Origin of the sequence: Mycobacterium sp. 852002-51152_SCH6134967 (assembly GCF_001667105.1) — a bacterium.
GTDB classification, from domain to species: Bacteria; Actinomycetota; Actinomycetes; order Mycobacteriales; family Mycobacteriaceae; genus Mycobacterium; species Mycobacterium neumannii_A.
The window spans coordinates 113,131-135,186 of the sequence record NZ_LZIK01000016.1 but is presented as its reverse complement, the minus strand read 5'-3'; the positions used below and the strand labels follow the sequence as shown (position 1 = coordinate 135,186).

20 protein-coding genes and 2 tRNA genes are annotated in these 22,056 nt (G+C 67.1%); 7 read left to right on the top strand and 15 right to left on the bottom strand.

Going from position 1 to position 22,056, the window contains the following annotated elements; translation table 11 throughout:
• Positions 1-2: 2 nt before the first annotated feature.
• The 5 genes from A5790_RS26370 to A5790_RS05245 all read right to left on the bottom strand — a co-directional run bounded on the left by A5790_RS26370 (position 3) and on the right by A5790_RS05245 (position 4,407).
• Positions 3-134 carry a hypothetical protein gene (locus A5790_RS26370; RefSeq protein ID WP_255361506.1) on the bottom strand — a complete coding sequence of 44 codons (132 nt, stop codon included), beginning with the start codon at positions 132-134 and terminating at the stop codon, positions 3-5.
• 269 nt (positions 135-403) lie between these two features.
• Positions 404-477: transfer RNA gene (locus A5790_RS05260), tRNA-Ile, on the bottom strand.
• A 176-nt stretch (positions 478-653) separates the two neighbouring features.
• A complete protein-coding gene (locus tag A5790_RS05255) occupies positions 654-1,460 on the bottom strand; it encodes a carboxymuconolactone decarboxylase family protein (RefSeq protein ID WP_066841815.1) in 807 nt (268 codons plus the stop codon).
• A gap of 52 nt (positions 1,461-1,512) precedes the next feature.
• Positions 1,513-2,886 (bottom strand): metallopeptidase TldD-related protein, encoded by a 1,374-nt coding sequence (locus tag A5790_RS05250; RefSeq protein WP_066841721.1) that lies wholly within the window; start codon positions 2,884-2,886, stop codon positions 1,513-1,515.
• 3 nt (positions 2,887-2,889) lie between these two features.
• On the bottom strand, positions 2,890-4,407 hold the full coding sequence (locus tag A5790_RS05245) for a TldD/PmbA family protein (protein ID WP_066841720.1): 1,518 nt from the start codon (positions 4,405-4,407) through the stop codon (positions 2,890-2,892).
• Positions 4,408-4,453: 46 nt separating this feature from the next.
• Here A5790_RS05245 and A5790_RS05240 point away from each other — a divergent pair, with 46 nt between their 5' ends.
• From A5790_RS05240 to A5790_RS05230, 3 genes are read left to right on the top strand one after another with little or no spacing between them, the layout of a single operon-like run.
• Entirely contained in the window at positions 4,454-5,323 is an 870-nt protein-coding gene (locus A5790_RS05240) for a carbohydrate ABC transporter permease (protein ID WP_082961596.1), read from the top strand.
• Positions 5,310-6,137: a carbohydrate ABC transporter permease gene (locus A5790_RS05235; RefSeq protein WP_066841718.1), complete on the top strand. Its 828-nt coding sequence runs from the start codon at positions 5,310-5,312 to the stop codon at positions 6,135-6,137. The genes A5790_RS05240 and A5790_RS05235 overlap by 14 nt, the downstream gene beginning before the upstream one ends.
• Positions 6,134-7,462, top strand: coding sequence for a sugar ABC transporter substrate-binding protein (locus A5790_RS05230; RefSeq protein WP_066841717.1), 1,329 nt, complete (start codon positions 6,134-6,136; stop codon positions 7,460-7,462). Before A5790_RS05235 ends, A5790_RS05230 begins: the two co-directional genes overlap by 4 nt.
• A 90-nt stretch (positions 7,463-7,552) precedes the next feature.
• Here the strand turns inward: A5790_RS05230 and A5790_RS05225 are convergent, their stop codons facing one another.
• The gene (locus A5790_RS05225) at positions 7,553-8,398 is read right to left on the bottom strand and encodes an energy-coupling factor transporter transmembrane protein EcfT (RefSeq protein ID WP_066841716.1); all 846 of its coding nucleotides are present in this window, start codon (positions 8,396-8,398) and stop codon (positions 7,553-7,555) included.
• Positions 8,395-10,434: a DUF2232 domain-containing protein gene (locus tag A5790_RS05220; RefSeq protein WP_066841715.1), complete on the bottom strand. Its 2,040-nt coding sequence runs from the start codon at positions 10,432-10,434 to the stop codon at positions 8,395-8,397. Before A5790_RS05220 ends, A5790_RS05225 begins: the two co-directional genes overlap by 4 nt.
• Positions 10,435-10,525: 91 nt before the next feature.
• Here A5790_RS05220 and A5790_RS05215 point away from each other — a divergent pair, with 91 nt between their 5' ends.
• Positions 10,526-10,966, top strand: coding sequence for a MarR family winged helix-turn-helix transcriptional regulator (locus A5790_RS05215; RefSeq protein ID WP_066841714.1), 441 nt, complete (start codon positions 10,526-10,528; stop codon positions 10,964-10,966).
• A 397-nt stretch (positions 10,967-11,363) separates the two neighbouring features.
• On the opposite strand, the gene A5790_RS05210 is transcribed toward A5790_RS05215, so the two are convergent.
• On the bottom strand, positions 11,364-12,077 hold the full coding sequence (locus tag A5790_RS05210) for a VIT1/CCC1 transporter family protein (protein ID WP_066841713.1): 714 nt from the start codon (positions 12,075-12,077) through the stop codon (positions 11,364-11,366).
• Positions 12,078-12,178: 101 nt separating this feature from the next.
• On the opposite strand from A5790_RS05210, the gene A5790_RS05205 reads away from it, so the two are divergent.
• Both A5790_RS05205 and A5790_RS05200 read left to right on the top strand, forming a co-directional pair.
• A complete protein-coding gene (locus tag A5790_RS05205; protein ID WP_066841712.1) occupies positions 12,179-14,152 on the top strand; it encodes an acyl-CoA dehydrogenase in 1,974 nt (657 codons plus the stop codon).
• A gap of 94 nt (positions 14,153-14,246) precedes the next feature.
• Positions 14,247-14,555 (top strand): hypothetical protein, encoded by a 309-nt coding sequence (locus A5790_RS05200; protein WP_066841711.1) that lies wholly within the window; start codon positions 14,247-14,249, stop codon positions 14,553-14,555.
• A gap of 6 nt (positions 14,556-14,561) precedes the next feature.
• On the opposite strand, the gene A5790_RS05195 is transcribed toward A5790_RS05200, so the two are convergent.
• The 4 genes from A5790_RS05195 to A5790_RS05180 form a co-directional block, all read right to left on the bottom strand.
• The gene (locus tag A5790_RS05195; protein WP_066841710.1) at positions 14,562-15,038 is read right to left on the bottom strand and encodes a hypothetical protein; all 477 of its coding nucleotides are present in this window, start codon (positions 15,036-15,038) and stop codon (positions 14,562-14,564) included.
• 1 nt (position 15,039) lies between these two features.
• On the bottom strand, positions 15,040-17,388 hold the full coding sequence (locus A5790_RS05190) for a DUF4185 domain-containing protein (protein ID WP_066841709.1): 2,349 nt from the start codon (positions 17,386-17,388) through the stop codon (positions 15,040-15,042).
• Between the two features lie 160 nt (positions 17,389-17,548).
• Positions 17,549-17,920 carry a hypothetical protein gene (locus A5790_RS05185; RefSeq protein WP_066841708.1) on the bottom strand — a complete coding sequence of 124 codons (372 nt, stop codon included), beginning with the start codon at positions 17,918-17,920 and terminating at the stop codon, positions 17,549-17,551.
• Between the two features lie 73 nt (positions 17,921-17,993).
• A tRNA-Asn gene (locus A5790_RS05180) sits at positions 17,994-18,066 on the bottom strand.
• A gap of 147 nt (positions 18,067-18,213) precedes the next feature.
• On the opposite strand from A5790_RS05180, the gene A5790_RS05175 reads away from it, so the two are divergent.
• A complete protein-coding gene (locus tag A5790_RS05175; RefSeq protein WP_066841707.1) occupies positions 18,214-18,468 on the top strand; it encodes a hypothetical protein in 255 nt (84 codons plus the stop codon).
• Here A5790_RS05175 and A5790_RS05170 read toward each other — a convergent pair.
• The 3 genes from A5790_RS05170 to A5790_RS05160 all read right to left on the bottom strand — a co-directional run bounded on the left by A5790_RS05170 (position 18,465) and on the right by A5790_RS05160 (position 22,042).
• Positions 18,465-18,758: a hypothetical protein gene (locus tag A5790_RS05170; protein ID WP_369829764.1), complete on the bottom strand. Its 294-nt coding sequence runs from the start codon at positions 18,756-18,758 to the stop codon at positions 18,465-18,467. The two genes, A5790_RS05175 and A5790_RS05170, sit on opposite strands and share 4 nt — an antisense overlap.
• A 64-nt stretch (positions 18,759-18,822) precedes the next feature.
• Positions 18,823-20,754: a DNA primase gene (gene dnaG, locus A5790_RS05165; protein ID WP_066841706.1), complete on the bottom strand. Its 1,932-nt coding sequence runs from the start codon at positions 20,752-20,754 to the stop codon at positions 18,823-18,825.
• Between the two features lie 31 nt (positions 20,755-20,785).
• The gene (locus A5790_RS05160) at positions 20,786-22,042 is read right to left on the bottom strand and encodes a deoxyguanosinetriphosphate triphosphohydrolase (RefSeq protein WP_066841813.1); all 1,257 of its coding nucleotides are present in this window, start codon (positions 22,040-22,042) and stop codon (positions 20,786-20,788) included.
• Positions 22,043-22,056: the final 14 nt, after the last annotated feature.

Here is a 22,056-nt window from a genome sequence, read left to right as displayed (position 1 = left end):
GATCACCGTCTCCCGGACGGATCACAGTTGCCGGGCACAATGCACGAGCAATAGGCGGGACCGGCTCGGCCTGCGGGGCTGGTGATGGTGAGCCTGCCGACGGTGACCTTCTCCGTGGTGGTCTTCTTGTTCATGTTGCTACCTTCCTGTTCCCCGGGCCCCACTGGTCGAAGCCCGTTCGGTGAACCAACTATCGCCCCAAACGACAGCTCGAACAGTCCGCAGACTGGAGGGTTCGGAGGAGGAACCGCGGTCCACCGATCGGCGGACCCAGCGGCCGCCCGGCTCTTAGATGAGTGTCAAGGATCAGCCGAAGCAACTGTCAACCATCAGCCGAAACACTGTCAGGAATCACCCGAAACAGATATGTCCAGCATCAGCCGACCTAATACACCCTCTGAAGTGGGGCGGGCGGGGCTCGAACCCGCGACCAACGGATTATGAGTCCGCGGCTCTAACCGACTGAGCTACCGCCCCGGCGCGTTGCGCGGCACCATCGTCCCATATCGCGATGTGCCCACCTTGCAGCGACTAATTCGCTCCCAGCGAATTTTTCGCTGCGAGGTGGGCACCTACAGCAATGGCCGCTCAGAGGTGGGCATCTACAGCACTGGCCCTCAGAGGTGGGTATCTACAGCACTGGCCGGGAGCCGTCAGGCGATATCGGCGTACACCGGTTGCCCGTCGTCACCGATCGAGTACCGCTCGGTGCCCGAAGCCACCCGCGGCGCGTCGGCGCCCAGCGATACCGCGATCTTGTTGCACGCGTTGCGCATGACATCCAGCGTCAGCTCCAACGACTGCTTCTCCGAGAAATTCCGCCGCACCTCCGCCGCCACCTCGGCGTCGATGCGCGCCGGCGACCAGATCAGCGCGTCGACGTACCGCAGCGCCGCCTTCTGCGCCTCGGTCAGGCTCTCGGCGGATTCATAATCCTCGATCTGCCCATACATCTCCTCCGAGCCGCCGGAGTCCAACGCGTCGCCGTCGCGCAACGACTTGCACAACCTGCAGTTGTGCTGCATCGCGCCACGCAACCGGACGATCTCTGTGGTCACCGGATCGAGCGCCCGCAACCGCGCCACCGCCGGCGCGAACCCGTTGAGCAACGCGTCGACGGGATCGGACTCCGGATCCCATTCCACGACGCTGACGTAACCGGGTCTCCCTAACCCCAGCGCTTCACAGCCCGCCCACACCCGCGGCACGAAGTCCGCAATGAAGGTCGCGACGACAGTCCGAAATACGTTGTCGCCCAGAGTCTCCGATAGCCGCTTACGCTGGTTGTCACCGATACCCGACACGTCGGTCGCGAACTGCTCGGCGAACGCCGCCACCACCCGGTCCGCTTCGGTGGACTCGTCGAGCAGGTCGACTTGCACCGCCAGCGGCGGCAACGACAGCGACCTGCCGCACGTCAACCGGATCAGCGTGTCCCGTTGGCTGTCACCCGACGACATCGCCACTAAACCGGCGATCCGATCGGCAACCTCATCAGCGCCCACGCCCCGATTATTGCGCCTGACTGACGGAGGACATGTGAAAGTCCGGAATCCGCAACGACGGCATCGCCGCCCGCGTCGCCCAATCACCCCACTCGCGCGGCAACGTGAACTCGCTGACCCCCGCTTCCGTCGCGCGGCGCAGCAGGTCCAACGGGCTTTCGTTGAACCGGAAGTTGTTGACCGCCGCCGTCACCTCGCCGTCCTCGATCAGATACACGCCGTCACGGGTCAGTCCGGTCAGCAGCAGCACCGACGGGTCGACCGCCCGCAGGTACCACAGTGTGCTCAGCAGCAGACCACACTCGGTCGCCGCGATCATGTCCCTCAGGTCAGACTCCCCACCGGTCATCAGCAGGTTGCCTGCCGGCACCGCCGGCGCCGTGTCGAATTCCGCGGCGGCGGCCCGCGAATACGCCAGCGCGTTGATCGCGCCGTCGCGGATCCAGTCCACCCGCTCGATGTCCATCCCGTTGTCGAACACCGAAATCCGCTCCGAGGACGTCGACGTCACAACGAACGGCGTGCACGCCAGCCCCTCGGCGAACGGATCGGAGTACAGCGTCAACGGCAGATCGGTGAGCCGCTCCCCCACCCGCGTGCCGCCGCCCGGCGCGGAGAACGCCGTACGACCCTCCTGCGCACCTCGGCCGTCCATCGCCCACGTCAGGAAGATCATCAGGTCGGCCACCGCCGACGGCGGCAGGATGGTCTCGTAACGGCCGGCGGGCAACTCCACCGTGCGCCGGGCCCACCCCAGGCGCATCGACAACTCCTCGAGCATGGAATCAATTGGCACACCGCCGAAGTCGGCGGCATTGACGCCGACCCACGCGCTTGCGCCGTCACGTTTGCCATTGATCTCCACCGAGCCCGTCGGCTGCGTGTAGCGCCGCCGCAGCCCGCCCGACGTCGCGACGAACGTCGTCTCCAGGATGTGCCGGGCATACCCGTACAACCGGTCGCTGCCGCGAAAAGCGCGGGCGAGGCCGTCAGCGATCGGCAGGAACACCTCCGCTCCTGTGCTCGGCACCGGAGCATCCCAGTCCGGCGGTGCGTCGCCACCGGCCAGCAGCGGTGCGCTGTCGCGAGCCTCGGGCGCCGAGCGCGCCGCCTCCTGCGACGCCGCCACCAGACTCCCGACCGTCGATGGGTCCACCTCGCTGGATCGCACCGAACCGACATGCGCTGCGCTTCCCTTGCGCACCACCGAAATCACCGTCGTGTAGCGCCTCCTCGACTCGCCGTTCGTGGTCATCGAGTTGCCCGCCCACCGCAACGACGCGTCGGCCTGGTCGGTCACCAACACGACCGTGTCGTCGGCCCCACCCAACCGGGCCGCCTCCGCCAGCGCGATCTCCAACACCTGCTGTGCGCCGATCATCGCTTACCGACCGCCCTCGGCGCGGGTGTTGAGCACGTTCACCCCGCGGAACAACGCCGACGGACAACCATGGCTCACCGCGGCCACCTGGCCCGGCTGCGCCTTGCCACAGTTGAATGCACCGCCGAGCCGCCACGTCGACGGACCACCTACGGCCTCCAGCGAGCCCCAGAAGTCGGTCGTGGTCGCCTGGTACGCCACGTCGCGCAGCTGGCCGTCGAGCCGGCCGTCGCGGATGCGGAAAAAGCGTTGCCCGGTGAACTGGAAGTTGTAGCGCTGCATGTCGATTGACCAGCTCTTGTCTCCGACGATGTAGATACCGTCGTCGACGCGGGCGATCAAATCCTCTGTGCTCACCTCGTCGGCGCTCGGCTCCAGCGACACGTTGGCCATCCGCTGGATCGGCACGTGGTGCGGCGAATCGGCGTAGGCGCACCCGTTGGAGCGCTCCTCCCCGAGGCGCGGTGCGAACACCCGGTCCAGTTGGTAGCCGACGAAGATACCCTCACGCACCAGGTCCCACTTCTGCGCCTGCACTCCTTCGTCATCGAAACCCACCGTCGCCAAACCGTATTCGACGGTCCGGTCGGCGGTCACGTTCATGGCCGGTGAGCCGTAGCGCATCGTGCCCAGCTTGTCGGGCGTGGCGAACGAGGTCCCCGCGTACGCGGCCTCGTATCCGATCGCCCGGTCGTATTCGGTGGCATGGCCGACCGACTCGTGGATCGTGAGCCACAGATTCGACGGATCGATGACGAGATCCGTCGGCCCCGCCGTGACGCTGGGCGCCTTGACCTTCTCGGCCAGCCACGTCGGCAGCATGGCCAGCTCCTCGGTCCAGTTCCACACCTCGTCGCCGTCGACATACTCCCAGCCCCGCGCGGTCGGCGGGGCCAGCGTTCGCATGGTCTCGAACGTCCCCGCCCCGGCATCGACGGCGACCGCCTCCAGCGACGGTTGCACCCGCACCCGCTGCTGGGTGATCGTCGAACCGAACGTGTCGGCATAGAACGTCTGCTCCTTGGCGGTCTGCAGTCCCGCCGAGACATGATCCACGCCGTCTGCGGCCAACAGCCGTCCCGAGTATTCGCCGAGCACACCGAGCTTGTCGGTGGTTGCGACGGTGAACGGGTCGACGTCGTAGTCCGAAACCCAAGTGGCCTCGGAGTACACGGGCTCCGAGGCCAACTCGATGCGCTCGGCGTTGAGCGCCGCCAGCGTCCTGGCCACCCCCACGGCGCGGCGCGCGGTCTGGGCCGCGACGTCCGCACTGAGTTCGGCATGCGACGCGAAGCCCCACGTCCCGTCGACGATCACCCGGACCGCCAAGCCGATCTCCCGGTCGACCACCGCGGTCTGCAGCACACCGTCGCGCAACTGCACGAACTCCGAAGTGACCGCCTGGATGCGAAGGTCGGCGTAGCTGGCGCCTGCGGCCACGGCCGCCGAGGTCGCCGCCTCAGCCAACTCGCTCCTCGGCAGGTCGAGGAAGTCGGCGTCCACGCCTGGAGTAGCTGCCACGACACCACCGTAGTGGTGGCGCCGCCGGGCCGCTTTAATGACTCGGATGGCACAACGCCGCCGCACGACCGCGACCGCGTACGCACTCCTGGCGCCGAGCCTGTTCGGAGTCGTCGCGTTCATGCTGCTGCCGATGCTCGTGGTGGTGTGGCTGTCGTTGCACCGGTGGGACCTGCTGAGCCCGATGGAGTATGTGGGCCTGCGCAATTGGCAGTCGGTGCTGACCGACCCGACGTTCGGCACCTCGCTGGTCGTCACCCTGCTGTTCGTCGTGCTGGTCGTGCCCGCGCAGACCCTCCTCGGATTGATCGCGGCCTCACTGCTGGCACGCGGGCTGCCCGGCAGCGGGTTTTTCCGGACGTTGTATGTGCTGCCGTGGATCTGCGCGCCGCTGGCGATCGCGGTGCTGTGGCGCTGGATCCTGGCACCCACCGACGGAGCGGTAAGCACCGTCCTCGGCCGCCAGATCGAATGGCTCACGGATCCAACGCTGGCCCTGCCGGTGGTGTCGGCGGTGGTCGTGTGGACCAACGTGGGATACGTGACGCTGTTCTTCCTGGCCGGCATCCTCAACATTCCCGAGGACATCCACAATGCGGCCCGCACCGACGGCGCGACGACGTGGCAACGGTTCCGGCACATCACCCTTCCGATGTTGCGACCGACGTTGTTCTTCGTACTGGTAACCGGAATCATCAGCGCCGCCCAGGTTTTCGATACCGTGTACGCGTTGACCGGTGGCGGTCCGCAGAACCGGACCGACCTGGTGGCGCACCGCATCTACGCCGAGGCATTCGGCGCCGCGGCGGTGGGTCGGGCCGCGGTGATGGCGGTGGTGTTGTTCGTCCTGTTGGTCGGCGTGACCATCGTCCAGCAGTTGTACTTCCGTCGACGGATCAGCTATGACCTCACCTAGCCGCGTCACGTCCGCCGCCGTCATCTACCCCATGCTGCTGGCGGGCGCGCTGATCACGTTGGCGCCGTTCATCCTCGGCGTCCTGGCCTCACTGCGGGATCCGCGCACCTTCGACACCGAGTCACCGCTGTCCTTGCCTCTGCCGCCGACCCTGCAGAACTACGCGAACCTGGCCGACGCCGGCTTCGGCCGGGCCGTCGTCGTGACCGCGCTGATGACGGCGGTGATTCTGCTCGGCCAGCTGGCGTTCTCCGTGCTGGCGGCGTATGCGTTCGCACGTCTGCAGTTTCCCGGCCGGGACGCGCTGTTCTGGGTGTATGTCGCGACGCTGATGGTACCGGCGACGGTCACCGTCGTCCCGCTGTACCTGATGATGGCTGAGGCGGGGCTGCGTAACTCCTTCTGGGCGTTGGTGCTGCCGTTCATGTTCGGTTCGCCGTACGCGATCTTCCTGTTGCGCGAGTACTTTCGCACCATCCCCGGCGATCTGGTCAATGCGGCCCGCATCGACGGTGCCAACACGTTGGACGTGATCGTGCATGTGGTGTTGCCCGCGAGCAGACCGATCCTGGCGACGCTGGCGCTGATCACCGTTGTCTCGCAGTGGAACAGCTTCATGTGGCCGCTGGTGATCACCAGTGGCGGCAAGTGGCAGGTGCTGACGGTCGCGACGGCGGACCTGCAGTCACGCTACAACGCGCAGTGGCCGCTGGTGATGGCGGCGACGACGGTCGCGATCGTGCCCCTGCTGGTGTTGTTCGTCGCGCTGGGTCGCCACATCGTGCGCTCGATCGTGGTGACGGGGGTGAAATGAGCGCGCGGCCGAGGTTTTCCACGCTCTTCGCGACAGGTGTGGCGATGACGGGTGTGCTGCTGCTGGTCGTGGCCATGCTGCTCGGGCAACCGAATGACGCGGGCGGCCGGACGGTCGTGACCGTGCGGTTGTGGGATGAGCAGGTGGCCACGGCCTACCGCGCGTCGTTCTCCGAGTTCGAAAGTGCGCATCCCGGCATCGAGGTGCGCGTGAACGTCGTCGCCTACTCGACGTATTTCGACAGCCTGCGCACCGACGTCGCGGGCGGTGGCGCCGACGACATCTTCTGGATCAGCAACGCCTACTTCGCCGAATACGCCGACAGCGGCCGTCTGATGGACATTGAGATGGCGGCCTCGCGGGCGTGGGAGCCGTCGGTGGTCAACCAGTTCACCCGCGACGGAACGCTGTGGGGTGTACCGCAACTCACCGACGCCGGGATCGGGCTGTACTACAACGCCGACCTGCTCTCGGCGGCAGGAGTCGAGCCGAGCGAGTTGGCCACGCTGCGCTGGGCACTCGATCCGGCCGTCGACACGATGCGACCACTGTTGGCCCGACTCACGCTCGACCACCAGGGCCGCACGGCCGACGCAGCGAACTTCGACGCGCAGCGGGTCCGGCAGTGGGGGTACAACGCCGCCAACGACCTTCAGGGCATCTACCTCAACTACATCGGTTCGGCGGGCGGGGTGTTCGCCGTCGGCGACCGGTTCGCGTTCGACAACCCGCAGGCCGCCCAGGCGTTCAGGTATCTGGTGGCGCTGATCAACACCGATCACGTCGCCCCGCCCGCATCGGCCACCAACGACAACGGCGACTTCTCCCGCAACCAGTTCCTCCAAGGCAACATCGCGCTGTTCCAGTCCGGGACGTACAACCTGGCAGCCATCGCCGACGCCGCCCCGTTCCGCTGGGGCGTCGCGATGCTGCCCGAAGGATCCGCCGGCCGCATCAGCGTGACGAACGGGATTGCCGCCGCCGGCAATTCGGCCACCGCGCACCCCGAGGCGGTGCGCGAAGTGTTGGCCTGGATGGGCAGTGTCCGCGGTAACGCGTATCTCGGCGCCGGCGGCGCGGCGATCCCCGCGGTGCTCGACGCGCAGCCCGTCTACCACGAGTACTGGCGTTCCCGTGGCGTCGACGTCAGCCCGTTCTTCGATGTGCTCGACGGCCCCCGCATCGAGGCACCCGGGGGCGCCGGTTTCGCCGCGGGATTCGACGCGCTCAAGCCCTATTTCGACGAGATGTTCCTCGGCCGGCGCGACGTGGCGACGACGCTGGCCGAGGCTCAGAAAGCCGCGAACGCCGCCGCGCAGCGTTAGCACTCACCGAGACTGCGGTTTCTGACGAGATTCGATGATATTCCGTCATAAACAGCAGCCTCGGCGCAGCGCTAGCACTCGCGGTGAGGATCATCGGGTGACGGCGCTGGTGCCCGCCACCGTCAACTCCAGCGCCAACGCCGTCCCGCACACTGCGGCGACGATGAGGAACGCCCACCAGTCAATGGCTTTCGGACCCGACGGTGCGGCCGAGATCTGTCCGGCACCACCGCGTGCGGTGATCGCATCGCCCATCTCGTCGGCGCGGCGCAGCGCGACGGTGATGGCAGCGGCCAACAGATCGATCGCCTCGAGCCACCAACGACGCCACCGTCCGCGACGGCTCGGGTGCACCTGCTTCGGGCGCAGATTGCGTGCGGCGTAGAGCACGCGAAACTCGTCGATCAGCATCGGGAACGCACGCAGCGCCAGCGCCAGCGCGACCGCCCACTCGTCGACCGGTATCCGGAACAGCCGCAGCGGTCGGCCCAGCTTCGCGACCGCGGGCGCGATTTCGGCGACGTTCGTCGTCCACGACACCATCGCCCCCAGACCGAGCAGCACGATCGACAGCGCGGTGATGCGCAGGAAGTTCAGCAGGCCACCCAGCCCGATGTCGACCGAACCCATGGAGATGATCGGGCTGCCGCCGGCGAAGGTCGCCGTCAAGCCGCCGAGAAAGAGCAGGAACCACAGCCACCCAGGGATCGACGGGAGCACGCCGCGCGGGATGTTGGCCAGCCGCGCCGAGATCAGCACGATCACCGCGACGGCACCGATCGGCACCCAGCCCGGATAGAACGTCATCAACACACCGATGGCCGCGACCAGCAGAAGCTTTGTACCGGCCCAGAGTTGATGAACCACGCTGTTGCCGGGCACGGGCCGCAGCAACACGACGCCCCTGCGCTGCCGACGCTTCGTCGGCGCCGTCATGACAGTCCCCCCGCCGTCGTCGGTGCGGGCACCAGCACGCCACCTTCCAGATGCAAAGTGCGCGGGCACAATTCCTCCAGCCCGGCGAAGTCGTGGGAGATCACGACGACGGTGAGCCCGACGCGGCGGCGCAGGTCGACCAGCAGCCGAAGCAGGCCCCGCTGACTCGCGCCGTCCAGGCCGGCAAGCGGTTCGTCGAGGATGAGGGCCCGCGGCGAGCGGGCGAGCAGCCCGGCGAGGACGACGCGACGCATCTGTCCCCCGCTGAGCTGGTCGATGCGCCGGTCGGCCAACGTGGAATCGAGGCCGACGGTCGACAGCGCCTGGTTGACCCGACCGCGGTCACGCGGAGAGAACCCGGCGGCGGACGCGATCTCGAGGTCGACCCGGCTGCGCATCAGCTGCAACCGCGCCGCCTGGAACGAGATCGCCACGGCGCCAACCTGTTCTGATGCCGGCTTCCCGTCGAGCAGGCATTCGCCCGCGGTCGGCTCGGTGAGACCGGCCATGATCCAGGCCAGCGTCGACTTGCCCGACCCGTTGAGGCCGTGGATCAACAGGCCGTCGCCCTCATGGACCGTGAAGGTGATGTCGCGCAGCGCCGTGGCGGCCCACGGTGTGCCGCTGCCGTACTCGTGGCTGACCTCCACGAGTTCCAGCACGGGAGCGGCATCGACGCCGGCAGCGACGGTCCCGGCCGGAGCATCGGCGGATTCCACCATGTCGGCGTTGTCGGCTGCGCCGCCGTTACCGGATAGGTCGACCGTGCGATCGGCCGCGTCGGCCTCGTCGTTGTAGTGGGTGATGTGCACCAGCGACATCTGGTGGCGCCGCGTCAGCCCGGACAGCACCGACATCAGCCCCTCACGGCCCTCCTGGTCGACCATGCTGGTGACCTCGTCGGCGATCAACAGCGACGGTTCGCGCGCCAGCGCCGCCGCGACGGCGAGCCGCTGCAGTTCGCCACCCGACAACCCGCCGGTGTTGCGTTCGGCCAACCCGTCGAGGCCCACCTCGGCGAGCAGCTGGCCGACGTCGGTGGCCTTGCCGGGCGGCAGCCCCCACACCACGTCGTCGGCGACGCGGGTGCCGAGCACCTGGCTCTCCGGGTGCTGCATGACGACCGCCGTGCCGCCGATGCGGCCCAGCCCGACGGCGCCCGGCCGTTCGATGGCGCCCGCAGTCGGCTCCCGCCCGGCCAGCATCAGCATCAGCGTCGTCTTGCCCGAGCCGTTGGCACCCGTCACCGCGAGGTGTTCACCTGGCTCCACGCGCAGCGAGACCGGCCCGAGCGCGTCGTGGTCGGCGGTTGGGTAGCGGAACCGGACGTCGCGCAGCCGCGCGGGCACCGGGGCGATAGCGCCGACGTCTTTGGACGACTCCAGTTTGTGGACGTCGGGGATGCCCGAGAGCCGCTCCATCACCCGCGACAAAGCCCACCACCCGACGAGGCTGACGAAGGTGATCGATATCACGCCGGCGCTGAAGAACAACAGCGGCCAGTAATCGAGCGCCGTGGCGAAGTCGCGCTTGAGGCGCTCGGCCGCGCCCTCCATATCGGGGATGCGGGCGATCACCGCGGCGAGGCCGTTGATGTTGGCGGTGACGGACTCGAAGATGAGGTGACGCAGCCGCGACAGGATCGACAGCGCCACCACCACCGCCGTCCCGAACACCGCTCCGGCGATCAGCGCCGCGAACAGCACGGTCGGGGTGCCGCGCCCGCGGCGCTTGACGATGCCGGTCAGTCCGCCGATATAGGCGCAGTTGACGACGGTCATGAACCCGCCCATGCCCGCGATCAGGAACGCGATGATGCCGCCGGCGATGGTTGCGGTGAGCAGCACCCGCAACCGGTAGCGGTAGGCCAGCAGCCCCATCGGCACCGTGCCCAGCAGAGAAAGCCCCGCCGCGAACGGGACGACCACGGAGATGATCGCGGTGGCCGCGCACAGCGCCGCCATGACGGAGGCCTGCGCGAGTTCGACGGGACGCAAACGACCGGTATGTCGAGTTCGGGCCCCGGTCGCGGTCATTGCACGATTCTGCCAGTCGCGATCGGGGCGGCCACACCGCGCTGGGATCGATCGGGGCGGATTCGGCGTCTGGAACACCTAATCTGGCGGCATGACCCAGACGCTCGGAGCCGATCTGTTGTCCGTGGTCGCCCGGATCAACCGACTGGCCACGCAGCGGGCCCGCCTGCCCCTCGGGTATGCCCAGGCGCGACTGCTGTCCACGATCGAGGACCAGGGCGAGGCCCGCATCTCCGATCTGGCCGCACTCGACCACTGCTCACAGCCGACGATGACGACCCAGGTCCGCCGTCTCGAGGAGGCCGGCATGGTGTCGCGAACCGTCGACCCCGAGGACGCACGCGCGGTGCTGATCCGCATCACTCCCAAAGGGGTGGACACGCTGCGGCAGGTGCGCGTGATCCGCGGCGCGGTGATCGATCCGTACCTCGAACGGCTCGGCGGCGCCGACCGGAAGACGCTCACCGACGCGGTGCGCGTATTGCGACGGCTGCTGGACGAGGCGTCGACGTCCAACACCGTCGCCAAGTGACCACCAAAGGAGAGGTCACCGTCGGCGACAGCTGATGCCTGCTTCGTCGCGAAGCCGCATTCGAGCAGCAGAAGTTCGACGAGTGGGAGCCCGCCGGAATACAATCTCGCGGTTTGAACTCAAGCGGTGACCCGCGACTGCCGCATCTGCGAATATCGCAGTCTCCGAACATGTTCAGCAGCACTTGGGTCGCCTGGCAGCGGGCCATTCGGCCGGCGGGTGTGATCCCCGAGGGGTTCATCAGCTGCTTCACTCACAGCGGATGCAGATCCTGGACCGCCCGGTCAGTCAACGAGGACAGCGGTCGCGGACACCGGTTGAAACGTCTGGGAGGATCAAGGGCCTTGCGACGCTCGCGCCGATTCTGCGAGACGAGTAGCGGTGCGAACCGCTTCGCTCACGTGACGGACGTGCCGACCAGCAGTCCGACGACGTAGGTCGCCGCGATGGCCACACTCCCGAATGCCAACTGACGTAGAGAGGCGAACCAGATGGGTCGCCCGGTGAACCGCGCGGCCACACCGCCCGCGACGAGCAGGCCCACGCCACCACACGCCAGCCCTGCCCACAGCGAATGGAAGCCGAGCAGATACGGGATCAGCGGGATGATCGCGCCAAGCGTGAACATCAGGAATGACGACCCGGCCGCGACCGACGGCGACGGCTTCTCCCGGGGGTCGACGCCCAACTCCTGGACGAGGTGGAAGTTCAGGGCCCGGTCCTCGTCGCGATGCACCTCATCGGTGGCCTTGACCGCGGTTTCACGGGTCATGCCCATGTCCATCAACATCGCCACCAGCTCCGCCTTCTCGGCCTGTGGGTGCTTGCGGAAAGCCCTCCGCTCGACCAGGACCTCGGATTCGATTTGTTCGTTGGCGGTGGTCACCGAGGTGTACTCCCCCAGCGCCATCGAAAACGCACCGGCCAACAGCCCGGCAACGCCGCTGATGACAACGGTGTCCGCGTCGGCCGCTGCCGCGACACCGGCGATGAGGGCGGTGTTGCTGACGAGGCCGTCCATGGCGCCGAAGGTCGCGGCGCGCAGCCAGCCGCCGGTGACGTCGGCGTGCCGGTGCGTCGAGGTGTGCGGCACTCCGGTCGGGGCGGTCATACCGACGATTCAACGCCACGGATTTCGCCTGGTCCAGTGAGGATTGCCTGGGTTTACCACATCACAGTTTGCGCGAACCCGCGGACGGCTACGGTCGAGTCATGACCACCACTGCCGAACATCTGCGCAATGCGCTCGACGGACGTTGGCGCGACGTGAAGAACCGGATGCGCGAGGAGCTCTCCAGCGAGGTCTTCCGACCGCACTACACCCCCAACACCGTCATCGCCCGTACGAAAGTGGCGGAACAGCTCAAGATCATGGCGGCCATGGGGGCCGCCGAGGACGGCTTCAAGAAGGAGCACGGCGGCAACGGCGACGTCGGTGCGGCCGTCACCCAGATCGAGATGCTGGCGATGAGCGATTTGTCGCTGATGGTGAAAGCCGGTGTGCAGTGGGGGCTGTTCGGCGGGGCCATCGAGAACCTCGGCACCGAGCGACACCACGAGAAGTACGTCAAGCCGATCATCGACTGCGAGCTCCTGGGCTGCTACGCGATGACCGAGACCGGTCACGGCAGCAATGTGCAGGCGTTGGAGACCACCGCCACCTACGATCCGGCCACCGAGGAGTTCGTCATCGACTCCCCAACACCGACCGCGCGCAAGGACTACATCGGCGGGGCCGCCGAGACCGCCCGCATCGCCGCTGTTTTCGCCCAGCTGATCACCCCCGACGGCGAAGGGCACGGTGTGCACTGCGTGCTGGTGCCGATCCGCGACGAGGATGGCAACGACCTGCCCGGGGTGACGACGTCGGACTGTCACTACAAGGGCGGACTGCCCGGCGTCGACAACGGCCGGATCCAGTTCGACAAGGTCCGCGTCCCGCGGGAGAACCTGCTCAACAAATACGGCGACGTGGCAGCGGACGGTACCTACACCTCACCGATCGAGAGCCCCGGCCGCCGGTTCTTCACGATGCTCGGCACCCTGGTTCGGGGCCGGGTCACGGTGGGCGGCAGCGCCGCGGCCGCAGCCCGCGTCGCCCTCGACATCGCGACGCGATATGGGTTGCTGCGCAGGCAGTTCGAGGCACCGGGCGAGGACCACGAAGTAGTCATCATGGACTACCTGGTGCACCAGCGGCGGCTGCTGCCGCTGATCGCCGAATCGTATGCGCTGCAGTTCGCGCAGAACGAACTCGTCGCCAAGTGCCATGACCTGCAGAGCGCCGAAGATCCCGACCCGGAAGAACAGCGTGAGCTCGAGGGCCGCGCAGCCGGGCTCAAGGCCGCCAACACCTGGCACGCCACCCGCGCGATCCAGGAGGCGCGCGAGGCCTGCGGCGGCGCGGGTTACATGGCCGAGAACCGGTTGATCGCGCTGAAGGCCGACACCGACGTGTTCACCACGTTCGAAGGCGACAACCACGTCCTGACGCAATTGGTGGCCAAGCAACTGCTCACCGCCTACGCCGACGACGTCAAGAGCATGAGCCCGGTCGAATGGGTGCGCTTCGCCGCGAACTTCGCCGGTGAACGGGTGCTCAAACGCACTGCGGCCGAGACGATCATGCAGACCATCCTCGACACTCGGCAGGACAACGAGGAGGAGGGCAGCCTGTTCAACCGCGGCACCCAGGTCCAGATGTTCGAGGACCGCGAGGAATACATGCTCTCCACGGTGGCGCGCCGGTTGCAGGGCAAGTCGAAGGAGATGAGCGAGTTCGACGCGTTCAACGCAGTGCAGGACCATGTGCTGCACTGCGCCCAGGCCCACATCGACCGGGTGATCCTCGAAGCGTTCGTCGCCGGCATCGATGCCTGCGAGGACGAGGAGGCCCGCAAGATCCTGAACATGGTGTGCGATCTGTACGCGCTGTCGGTGATCGAAAAGGACCGGGCGTGGTTCATCGAGCACAGGTTCATCTCGACCGAACGCGCGAAGGCCGTCACCCGGGGCATCAACGAACGCTGCCGGACGCTACGCCCCTACGCCGAACTGCTCGTCGACGGCTTCGGCATACCCGAACAGTTGCGTTATGCGGAGATGCTGCATCCCGAGCGCATTCCCGACGCCGACGAGCACACCGAGCAGAATGCGATCAGCTCGGGCACGATCGAGCCGAAGTAGCGGGGTTCTTGGGATCGGTAGCAGCGGGACGGCCGTGTACTTGATCGCATAGGCACCGCCGACGCGGCGGTGCCGTGAGGCAAAGGATGCGATCATGAAGGCCTTTTCGCGATTCGCCGCCACGGCAGCGGTTTCCAGCGGCATGGCGCTCGCCGGGCTGGGTTTGGCAAGCGCCGCCGGGGCCGACTACTACTGGTTCAGCTGGTGTCCCGGTCAGACTCCCCCGTCGGCGGCATCGAACCGCCCGCTTGACTGGGATTGGAATGTCTGCCACCAGTATCGGTATCAGGGCAACGACCTCATCGACGAGAGCGGTCGCCTTCATCCGGCGCCCCCGCCGGCGCCCGGTGCGATCTGCGGTAGGGACCTGTTCACCGGGATGCCCATCTACTGCGGGCACTGACCGGGCTCAGCTCCGCGTCCACACGCAGTCGCCGCTCAGTTCGATCAAGAACATCCTCGGGGGTACGTCGAACTGCAATGGTTGGCCCGGGTTGCCTTCGACGGCGGTCGGCGTGCTGAGCTCGCCGGGGCTGACGACGACCTGCTGCTGTGCCCGGCAGGCCGTGCTCGAATCCCGCGGTGTGCCAACCCATCTGCCTGCGGCCATGTCCGGATTGCGCATGCCCTGTCCGTGCAGTGTCAGCGGAGACGCCTGGCCCACCCAGCGGTCGGCGGGCGGCTGGGGACCGGTCACGTCCTGCCACGCGCTGCCCCGGCACACCGACAGGGTGTCTGTGCCCGGCAACTGCGTCATGGCGCCCTCGAGATCGGCGGTGCACTGACCGGTCTGCGGCGGCGGGCCTGGCGGTTGACCGGGGTCTGCGCATGCGACCGGCGCACTGATCAGTGCGACCAGCAAGCCGACGAGTCCCGCTCTCAACACGTCACACCTTGCTCAGGTCGGTCTTCATCATCATCACGTTGTAGGAGTTCCACTCCGACAGGTTCCAATACAAATCCGTACCGGTCCCCTGGGTCGACGGCGACCAGGGATGCATCATCGGGGCATAGATCCCACCCGGCTGTTGCTTCATCAGCACCTTCGGTTTCGACCAGGTGCCCTGCGGGGTGTCGGACGTCCGCATCACGATGTTGTTGAACTGGTCACCGTGCATGGCGACGTACTTGTTCAGCTGCTTGTTGTACTGCACAGACATCTCGCTGACCTGGTTTCCTTCGGCGGCGGCACCACAAGCACCCTGCTCGACCCCGAAGACGACCGTAGCCGCGGCTGGGTTGTTCTTCACCCAACCGGCCGGGGCTCCGCCCCAGGCACTGCTGCCGTTCCAGTACTCGTACTTGCTCAGGTCCAGAATGTCTTGCTCGGGCACCCGTGCCAGGTAAGCCGCGCCCTGACGGCCGTTGGGGGTGCCATATGCGTAGACATATCCGTCGCCGGGCCGAACGAACGCCATCTGCTGGAAGTTCTGGTTGCCGGTCCACGGCTGGTTGTAGCGAACGGTTTCCGGTGCGACATGGAAGGTTTCGCCGTTGTCGTCGGACCAGGCGATCGCCGAGTAGTTCGTCGTCCAGGTACCGGGTGCGCCCCACTGCGTCACCGACATGAAACTCACGTATTGGATCGCGCCGTATTTGGAGCCTTCCACGGGCACCGAGATTCCCGCTGTGGGTATCAGGGTTATCCCGGCGGGCAGACCTTCGGGGAAGATGACCTGCCTGGCTCGGGTGGGGAATCCGTCGGGGCCCAGCGGCGCGCCGCCGAACATGTTGCCGTTGTACCACTCCCCGTCGGGGATCTCCATCCCGTTGGCGAGGTACCAGTCAGAGGTCCGCATGATGGTGTTGGACCGCCAGTCCTGCGACATGTTGCCGTCGAAGAACGTGTCGCCGAACGCGATCAGGACCTGATGTTCGTTTTCCGGAGTGGTGGGGTCGTCCTCAATTCCGTTGTCCCACATGATGCCGAGGTCGGTGCCACCGACCGAGAACCGGTCGACGGTGTTGGCCATCAGCGGATTGCCGGGGTACGACCAAGGACCCGTGACCCAGGAGACGAACTGCGTCGACGGGCTCACCTGCGGGTTGGGGAACGGTGAGTACAGCGGAGTGAAGGGTTCGGCGGCCGTCAGCGCCATCCTGGCCATCGGGGCGTCTTCGACCATCAACGTCGGGGTCATCACCGTCGGCGTGGTGGAGGGCCGTCCCGACAGCGCCGCGAAGAAGTTCTCGAACTCCCGACGCGCGAACGCCAGCAGGCCCCAGATCAGCGGCGGCTGCGCCGGTGACGACGGCACCGTGCCTGCCAGCGGGTTGAGGATCCAGTTGATCGTGTTGGTGACCAGATTCGTCACGGCGGTGAACAGGTTCGCAGGAGCCGCCGGCGTCACGGTCGTCGGCTGGTAAGCGAGCATCAACGGCGAGGCGTTGTTCATCGTCGTCGTCGCCAAAGACCGTGCGTCGGCGAACACCACGTACTTCGTCGGTTCCTGGAGTGTCGAGGCGGGGTCGGAAAGCGACTGCGTTTCAGCCGTGTCGGTCGTGGTGCGGGCTTGTTGGGTGGAAGTGTTCGAGGTTCCGTCGGGCTTCGGTTGTGAAGACGGGTCAGCCTCGCGGGTATCGGAGTCCTTACCCGGCTCGGCGGTCGGCTTCGGCTCGGCGGAGGGAGTCGCGGACGGCTCGGCGGTCGGCGTCGCTGTGGGCTCGGCTGTCGGGGTGGGTTCGGCCGTCGGGGTGGCCGTCGGCTCGGGGCTCGGTGTTGCCGTGGGCTCGGCGGTCGGCGTCGACGTGGCCTTCGGTGCTTCCGCGGTCGCAGTCGAGCCTTCTTCCTCCTTTTTTTGCTCTTCGTCGGCGACGTCGGCGGTCTTGCGCGACGACCCCGTATTGGTCTGGGCGCTGACCGTCACCCCGCCGGTGACCGTGCGGGTCCGCGTCGTCGAGTCGGACGCCCCGTCGTCTTTGTCGTCGTCGTCGTCGTTGTCGTCCTTGTCGGTTCCAGCCGAGGTCGAGGTCGACGTCGAAGTCGACCCCGTCGTGGACGTCGACCCCGTCGTGGAGGCGGTCGCACCGTTGCCTGACGTCGCGGACCCGGTCGCGGTCCCCGTGCCGCCGCTGACGCCGGTCGCGCTGCTCGCGGACTCCGATTTAGAGGACTTGTCCGATTGCGAGTCGGTGGTGTCGGCCACTGCGTAGCCGTGTCCCACGGCGATCGCGGTACCCACTCCCATCGCGACGGCCAGCCCCCCGACACGACCGACGTACCTTGCTGCGCCCATGTTTGCCCTCCGAAAAGAATCCCCCGCCCCGTCGAAGCAATGTAATAGCAGTTACGGGGGGTGTACAGCAAAATCGGCAGATGTCCCATTCGCAACAACTGTCAGTGCAGTCATCGCCGTGTAGGGGTTTTGCGTTACGGGCTCATGGAGCAGCTATCGCCTATGGGGCCAGAAGGCCGCCCTTGCGTAGCGCCTTCTCATACAGATCGAACGCGTCACCGAGGCCGTCGTTGACCCACGCGTCGACCATTCCGACGCTGTCGGCCACCAGCTGGACCTGAGTCACGAACCGCTGAAAGTCCTCGTCTCGACGCAGCGTGTCGATCTGCTCCTGCGAGCCTTGGATCAACACGAACCCGCCGAGCTGCATGCTCTGTGGGCGCAGCACGGCGACGTCATAGCGCTCGATCGCCCCGTCGCGCAGAAGCTGGGCGCCGTAACCCTCGAGGGACTCCCGGAAAAGTTCGAGTGCTTGCACTTCGCGTCCGCGGGTGGGAATACCCCACGCGACCCAGATGCCTGCATCAGCCATCCGCCCATCATGCGCTGCGCGGGGTGAGATGGGTTGGCCCGACACGGTTGCGAAGCCGAAAGTGGTGGTGTTGCTCCCCCGGCTGGACTCGAACCAGCAACCCTTCGGTTAACAGCCGAATGCTCTGCCAATTGAGCTACAGGGGACTGCTCTCCCGCCATCGCGCTGTGTGCGGGACGGGGGTTGACTCTAGCTTACGTGTCGGCGGCGCCGCCAATACGCCGCCACCGCTCGCGCTCTCAGGTACGTGAGGCAGGATGGAACGTAACGCACCGTCGTCTGGAAGGGACCCTGTGATCGGGTATTTCGTCGTATTGGGTGTCGGCTATGTACTCGGCTCGAAGGCCGGCCGCCGCCGATATGAGCAGATCGCCGGCACCTACAAAGCGGTCACCGAGAGCCCCGCGGCGAAAGCCGTGCTCGACGCCGGGCGACGCAAGATCGCCGACCGGGTGTCACCGGATCCACCGATGATCAAGTTGACCGAGATCGACAACGGAACCGAGATCATCGGCCCCGAGACCGCGCAGGCGAGAAGGGTCCGTTAGCGGTACGGGTCGGTGATCGTCTGGCCCGGGACCAGCGGACCCGTGTTGACGCCGGTCTGACTCTGGTTGAGCCCGAAGTCGGGAGTGCCGACGTTGATGCCGTTGCCGTTGGAGACGCTCAGGCAGCGACCATCCTCCTTGTTCCCGAACCACGCCAGGCACTGGCTGAGCGGCTGCGGATCCGCATTGGATTCAGATAGTGCGGAGGCTGCGAGCGGCGCAGCGACAGCGGCCATCGCAATCGCGCCTGCGGCGACGAACCGTCGCGTCCGGTTGTTGGTCGATGTCACGTGCACGCCTTCCTGACCGTTCCCACGGTTGTATAGCGCGCCCACCATATCGCGTTACCGGGGGCTACGCAGAGATGTCGTCTCCGCTGGCCTGCTCGAGCAGGCTGCGCCGATACGCCTCCATCGCGACCAAGTCCCCGAACAATGCGTGGTACTCGTCACCCTGCTCGACCGGTGACATGCGCTGAAGCTTGGACTTGACTTCGGCGATCTGGCGACCAACCCAGACTTCCTGCAACCGGGCCAACACTCCACCGATGTAGCGAGGTAACCGCTCGTCGTCGTCGACGTTGATGGCTTCCACCCCGAGTTCGTTGACCAGGCTTGCCGCGGCGGGTGTCGCGGTGTGCGTTCGAATTGTCTCGATCCACTCCGCGCCGGACTGGCCGGTGGACGTGCCACCGGCCGCGTCGATGGCCGAGCGGACCGCGGCGTAACCCGGGTGCGTGAAACTTTCGACCGTCAGCGAATCGAACACCGGCCCCGCCAGCGCCGGATACTGCAGCGCGGCCTTTAGCGCCTCGCGCTGCGGCCACAGCGTCGGATCCGCCGGGTCGGGTCGCGAGCCCGGGTCAGGGGTACGCGACCTGCGTGGCTGCGCCTGCTCGCTCGCGGCGCGCCTGCGAGCGCCGCGTTCGGGCATCCCCCGCTTCTGCGCTTCCTCGCGCACCCGGGCCAGTACCTGCGCCTCGTCGGCCCAGCCCACCCAGCCCGTCAGCCGCCGCGCGTACTCGTCGCGCAGCATCGGTTCCTTGATGCGGGCCACCATCGGCACGCACCTGCGCAGCGCGGAGACCCGTCCCTCGGCGCTGTCGAGGTCGTGTTCGGCCAGCGCGGTGCGAATTGCGAACTCGAACAACGGTGTTCGACGGGCTACCAGGTCGCGTAGCGCGCCGTCGCCGAAATGAAGGCGGATGTCGCACGGATCCATCCCAGCCAACTTGTCTTCTGAAGCCACCGCCACGAACGACTGCCCGGCCAGGTTCTGCTCACCCTCGAACGCCTTGATCGCCGCCGCGCGGCCCGCGGCATCGCCGTCGAAAACGTAGATCAACTCGCCGCGAAAGAAGTTGTCGTCCATCATGAGTCGGCGCAGCATCGACAAATGCTCATCACCGAACGCGGTTCCGCAGGACGCGACCGCGGTGGTCACCCCGGCCAGGTGCATCGCCATCACATCGGTGTAGCCCTCGACAACGACCGCCTGATGCCCCTTGGCGATGTCGCGCTTGGCCAGGTCCAACCCGAACAGCACCGACGATTTCTTGTACAGAACGGTCTCAGGGGTGTTGACGTACTTGGCTTCCATCGGGTCGTCGTCGAAGATCCGGCGGGCGCCGAAGCCGATCACCTCGCCGCCACTGGCCCTGATCGGCCACAGCAGCCGGCGGTGGAAGCGGTCCATCGGGCCGCGTTTGCCTTCCCGGGACAGGCCGGCCGCCTCGAGCTCTTTGAACTCAAAACCCTTGCGCAGCAGGTGCTTTGTCAACGTGTCCCAGCCCGACGGCGCGAAGCCACAGCCGAACCGCTTGGCGGCCTGGCCGTCGAAGTTGCGCTCGATCAGATATTGTCGCGCCGGTGCGGCCTCGTCGGACTCCAGCGTCGTCGCGTAGAACTCCTGGGCTGCCGCGTTAGCGGCAAGCAGCCTGCTGCGGCTGCCGCGGTCGCGCTGCACGTTGGTGGTCGAGGCGCCGGTGTAGGTGATCGTGTAGCCCACGCGGTCGGCGAGCAGTTCGACCGACTCGACGAAGTTGACGTGCTCGATCTTCTGGACGAAGGCGTAGACGTCGCCACCCTCGCCGCAGCCGAAACAGTGGAAGTGGCCATGATTGGGCCGCACGTGGAACGACGGCGACTTCTCGTCGTGGAATGGGCACAGCCCCTTCAGGGAGTCCGCGCCCGCGCGCCGCAACTGCACGTAGTCGCCCACGACCTCCTCGATGCGGACCTGGTCGCGGATGGCCGCGATGTCGCGATCAGGAATGCGGCCGGCCACCGGGCCAGTCTAGAGCGCCCCTGGCGAGCGCCTAGGCGGGTTCCAACCGCTCGAGGCGGCCCTCGGTGAAGGATGCGACCTGGTCGATGACCACCCGCAGTCGGGCGCCGTCGCCACCGGCGGCGTTGAACGCCGGCACGAAGATCGGGTCGAGCGTCGCCGGTGCGCCCGCGGCGACCCAAGCCACCACCCGGTGGACGCGTTCGCGCTGTCGTGCCTGCAGGTCCAGATGCCGAGGGTCCGACATGATGAACTGCAGCGCCAGGATCTTGAGCACCGCCACCTCGGCCCGCACCAGATCGGGGACCCGCAGGTCGGCCTGATAACGAACCAAGGGGCCCCGGCCGGATTCCTCGCGGGTCGCCGCGATGGCCGCCGAGGCGAACCGGCCGACGAGTTCGCTGGTCAACTTCTTGAGCGCGACGGATGCGGCCAGTGTGCCGTCGTACTTACCCACAGCGGCCACGACCGGCAGGCTCGACAGCCGCGCCGCGGCGGCCACCAGGTCGTCGGACCGCAGCCCGGCACCCATCCCGCTCGACTCCCCCAACCGACCCAGCACGGCCGCCGCGTCCTTGTCGGCCAGCACCCGCATGTCGATGCGGCCGGAAACCACGCCGTCCTCGACATCGTGAACCGAGTAGGCGACGTCGTCGGCCCAGTCCATGACCTGCGCCTCCAGGCAGGGTTTCTCGTCGGGCGCGTTCGTGCGCACCCAATCGGCCACGGGTACGTCGTCGGAGTAGAAACCGAATTTGGCCTGCCGTGACCCGCGCCGCCACGGGTACTTGGTGACGGCGTCCAGCGCGGCCCGAGTGAGGTTCAGCCCCGCGCTACCACCTTCTGTGTCAAGGGTTTTCGGTTCGAGGCGGGTCAGGATTCGGAAATTCTGGGCGTTGCCCTCGAAGCCGCCGCAGTCGGCGGCGATCTCGTTCAGGGCGCGCTCGCCGTTGTGGCCGTAGGGCGGGTGACCGATGTCGTGAGCCAGGCCTGCGAGGTCGACGAGGTCGGGGTCGCAGCCCAGGCCGATCGCCATACCGCGGCCGATTTGGGCGACCTCCAGCGAATGGGTCAGCCGGGTGCGCGGCGTTTCGCCCTGGCGGGGGCCGACCACCTGCGTCTTGTCGGCCAGCCGGCGAAGCGCCGCACAGTGCAGCACCCGCGCCCGGTCGCGCGCGAAATCGGTGCGGTGCTCGGTGTCGGTACCGGGCAGCGCAGCGCTCTTCGGCGGCTCGTCCACCCATCGCTGGCGGTCGAACTCGTCGTAGGGATCTCCGTTGCCTGTCACCGACGGATAGTCTG

Excerpts from the sequence above, each read along its gene's own strand:
- A5790_RS26370 (WP_255361506.1), bottom strand. The coding sequence starts at position 134 with ATGAACAAGAAGACCACCACGGAGAAGGTCACCGTCGGCAGGCTCACC.
- A5790_RS05255 (WP_066841815.1), bottom strand. The coding sequence starts at position 1,460 with ATGTCGTCGGGTGACAGCCAACGGGACACGCTGATCCGGTTGACGTGC.
- A5790_RS05250 (WP_066841721.1), bottom strand. The coding sequence starts at position 2,886 with ATGATCGGCGCACAGCAGGTGTTGGAGATCGCGCTGGCGGAGGCGGCC.
- A5790_RS05240 (WP_082961596.1), top strand. The coding sequence starts at position 4,454 with ATGGCACAACGCCGCCGCACGACCGCGACCGCGTACGCACTCCTGGCG.
- A5790_RS05235 (WP_066841718.1), top strand. The coding sequence starts at position 5,310 with ATGACCTCACCTAGCCGCGTCACGTCCGCCGCCGTCATCTACCCCATG.
- A5790_RS05230 (WP_066841717.1), top strand. The coding sequence starts at position 6,134 with ATGAGCGCGCGGCCGAGGTTTTCCACGCTCTTCGCGACAGGTGTGGCG.
- A5790_RS05225 (WP_066841716.1), bottom strand. The coding sequence starts at position 8,398 with ATGACGGCGCCGACGAAGCGTCGGCAGCGCAGGGGCGTCGTGTTGCTG.
- A5790_RS05220 (WP_066841715.1), bottom strand. The coding sequence starts at position 10,434 with ATGACCGCGACCGGGGCCCGAACTCGACATACCGGTCGTTTGCGTCCC.
- A5790_RS05215 (WP_066841714.1), top strand. The coding sequence starts at position 10,526 with ATGACCCAGACGCTCGGAGCCGATCTGTTGTCCGTGGTCGCCCGGATC.
- A5790_RS05210 (WP_066841713.1), bottom strand. The coding sequence starts at position 12,077 with ATGACCGCCCCGACCGGAGTGCCGCACACCTCGACGCACCGGCACGCC.
- A5790_RS05205 (WP_066841712.1), top strand. The coding sequence starts at position 12,179 with ATGACCACCACTGCCGAACATCTGCGCAATGCGCTCGACGGACGTTGG.
- A5790_RS05200 (WP_066841711.1), top strand. The coding sequence starts at position 14,247 with ATGAAGGCCTTTTCGCGATTCGCCGCCACGGCAGCGGTTTCCAGCGGC.
- A5790_RS05190 (WP_066841709.1), bottom strand. The coding sequence starts at position 17,388 with ATGGGCGCAGCAAGGTACGTCGGTCGTGTCGGGGGGCTGGCCGTCGCG.
- A5790_RS05185 (WP_066841708.1), bottom strand. The coding sequence starts at position 17,920 with ATGGCTGATGCAGGCATCTGGGTCGCGTGGGGTATTCCCACCCGCGGA.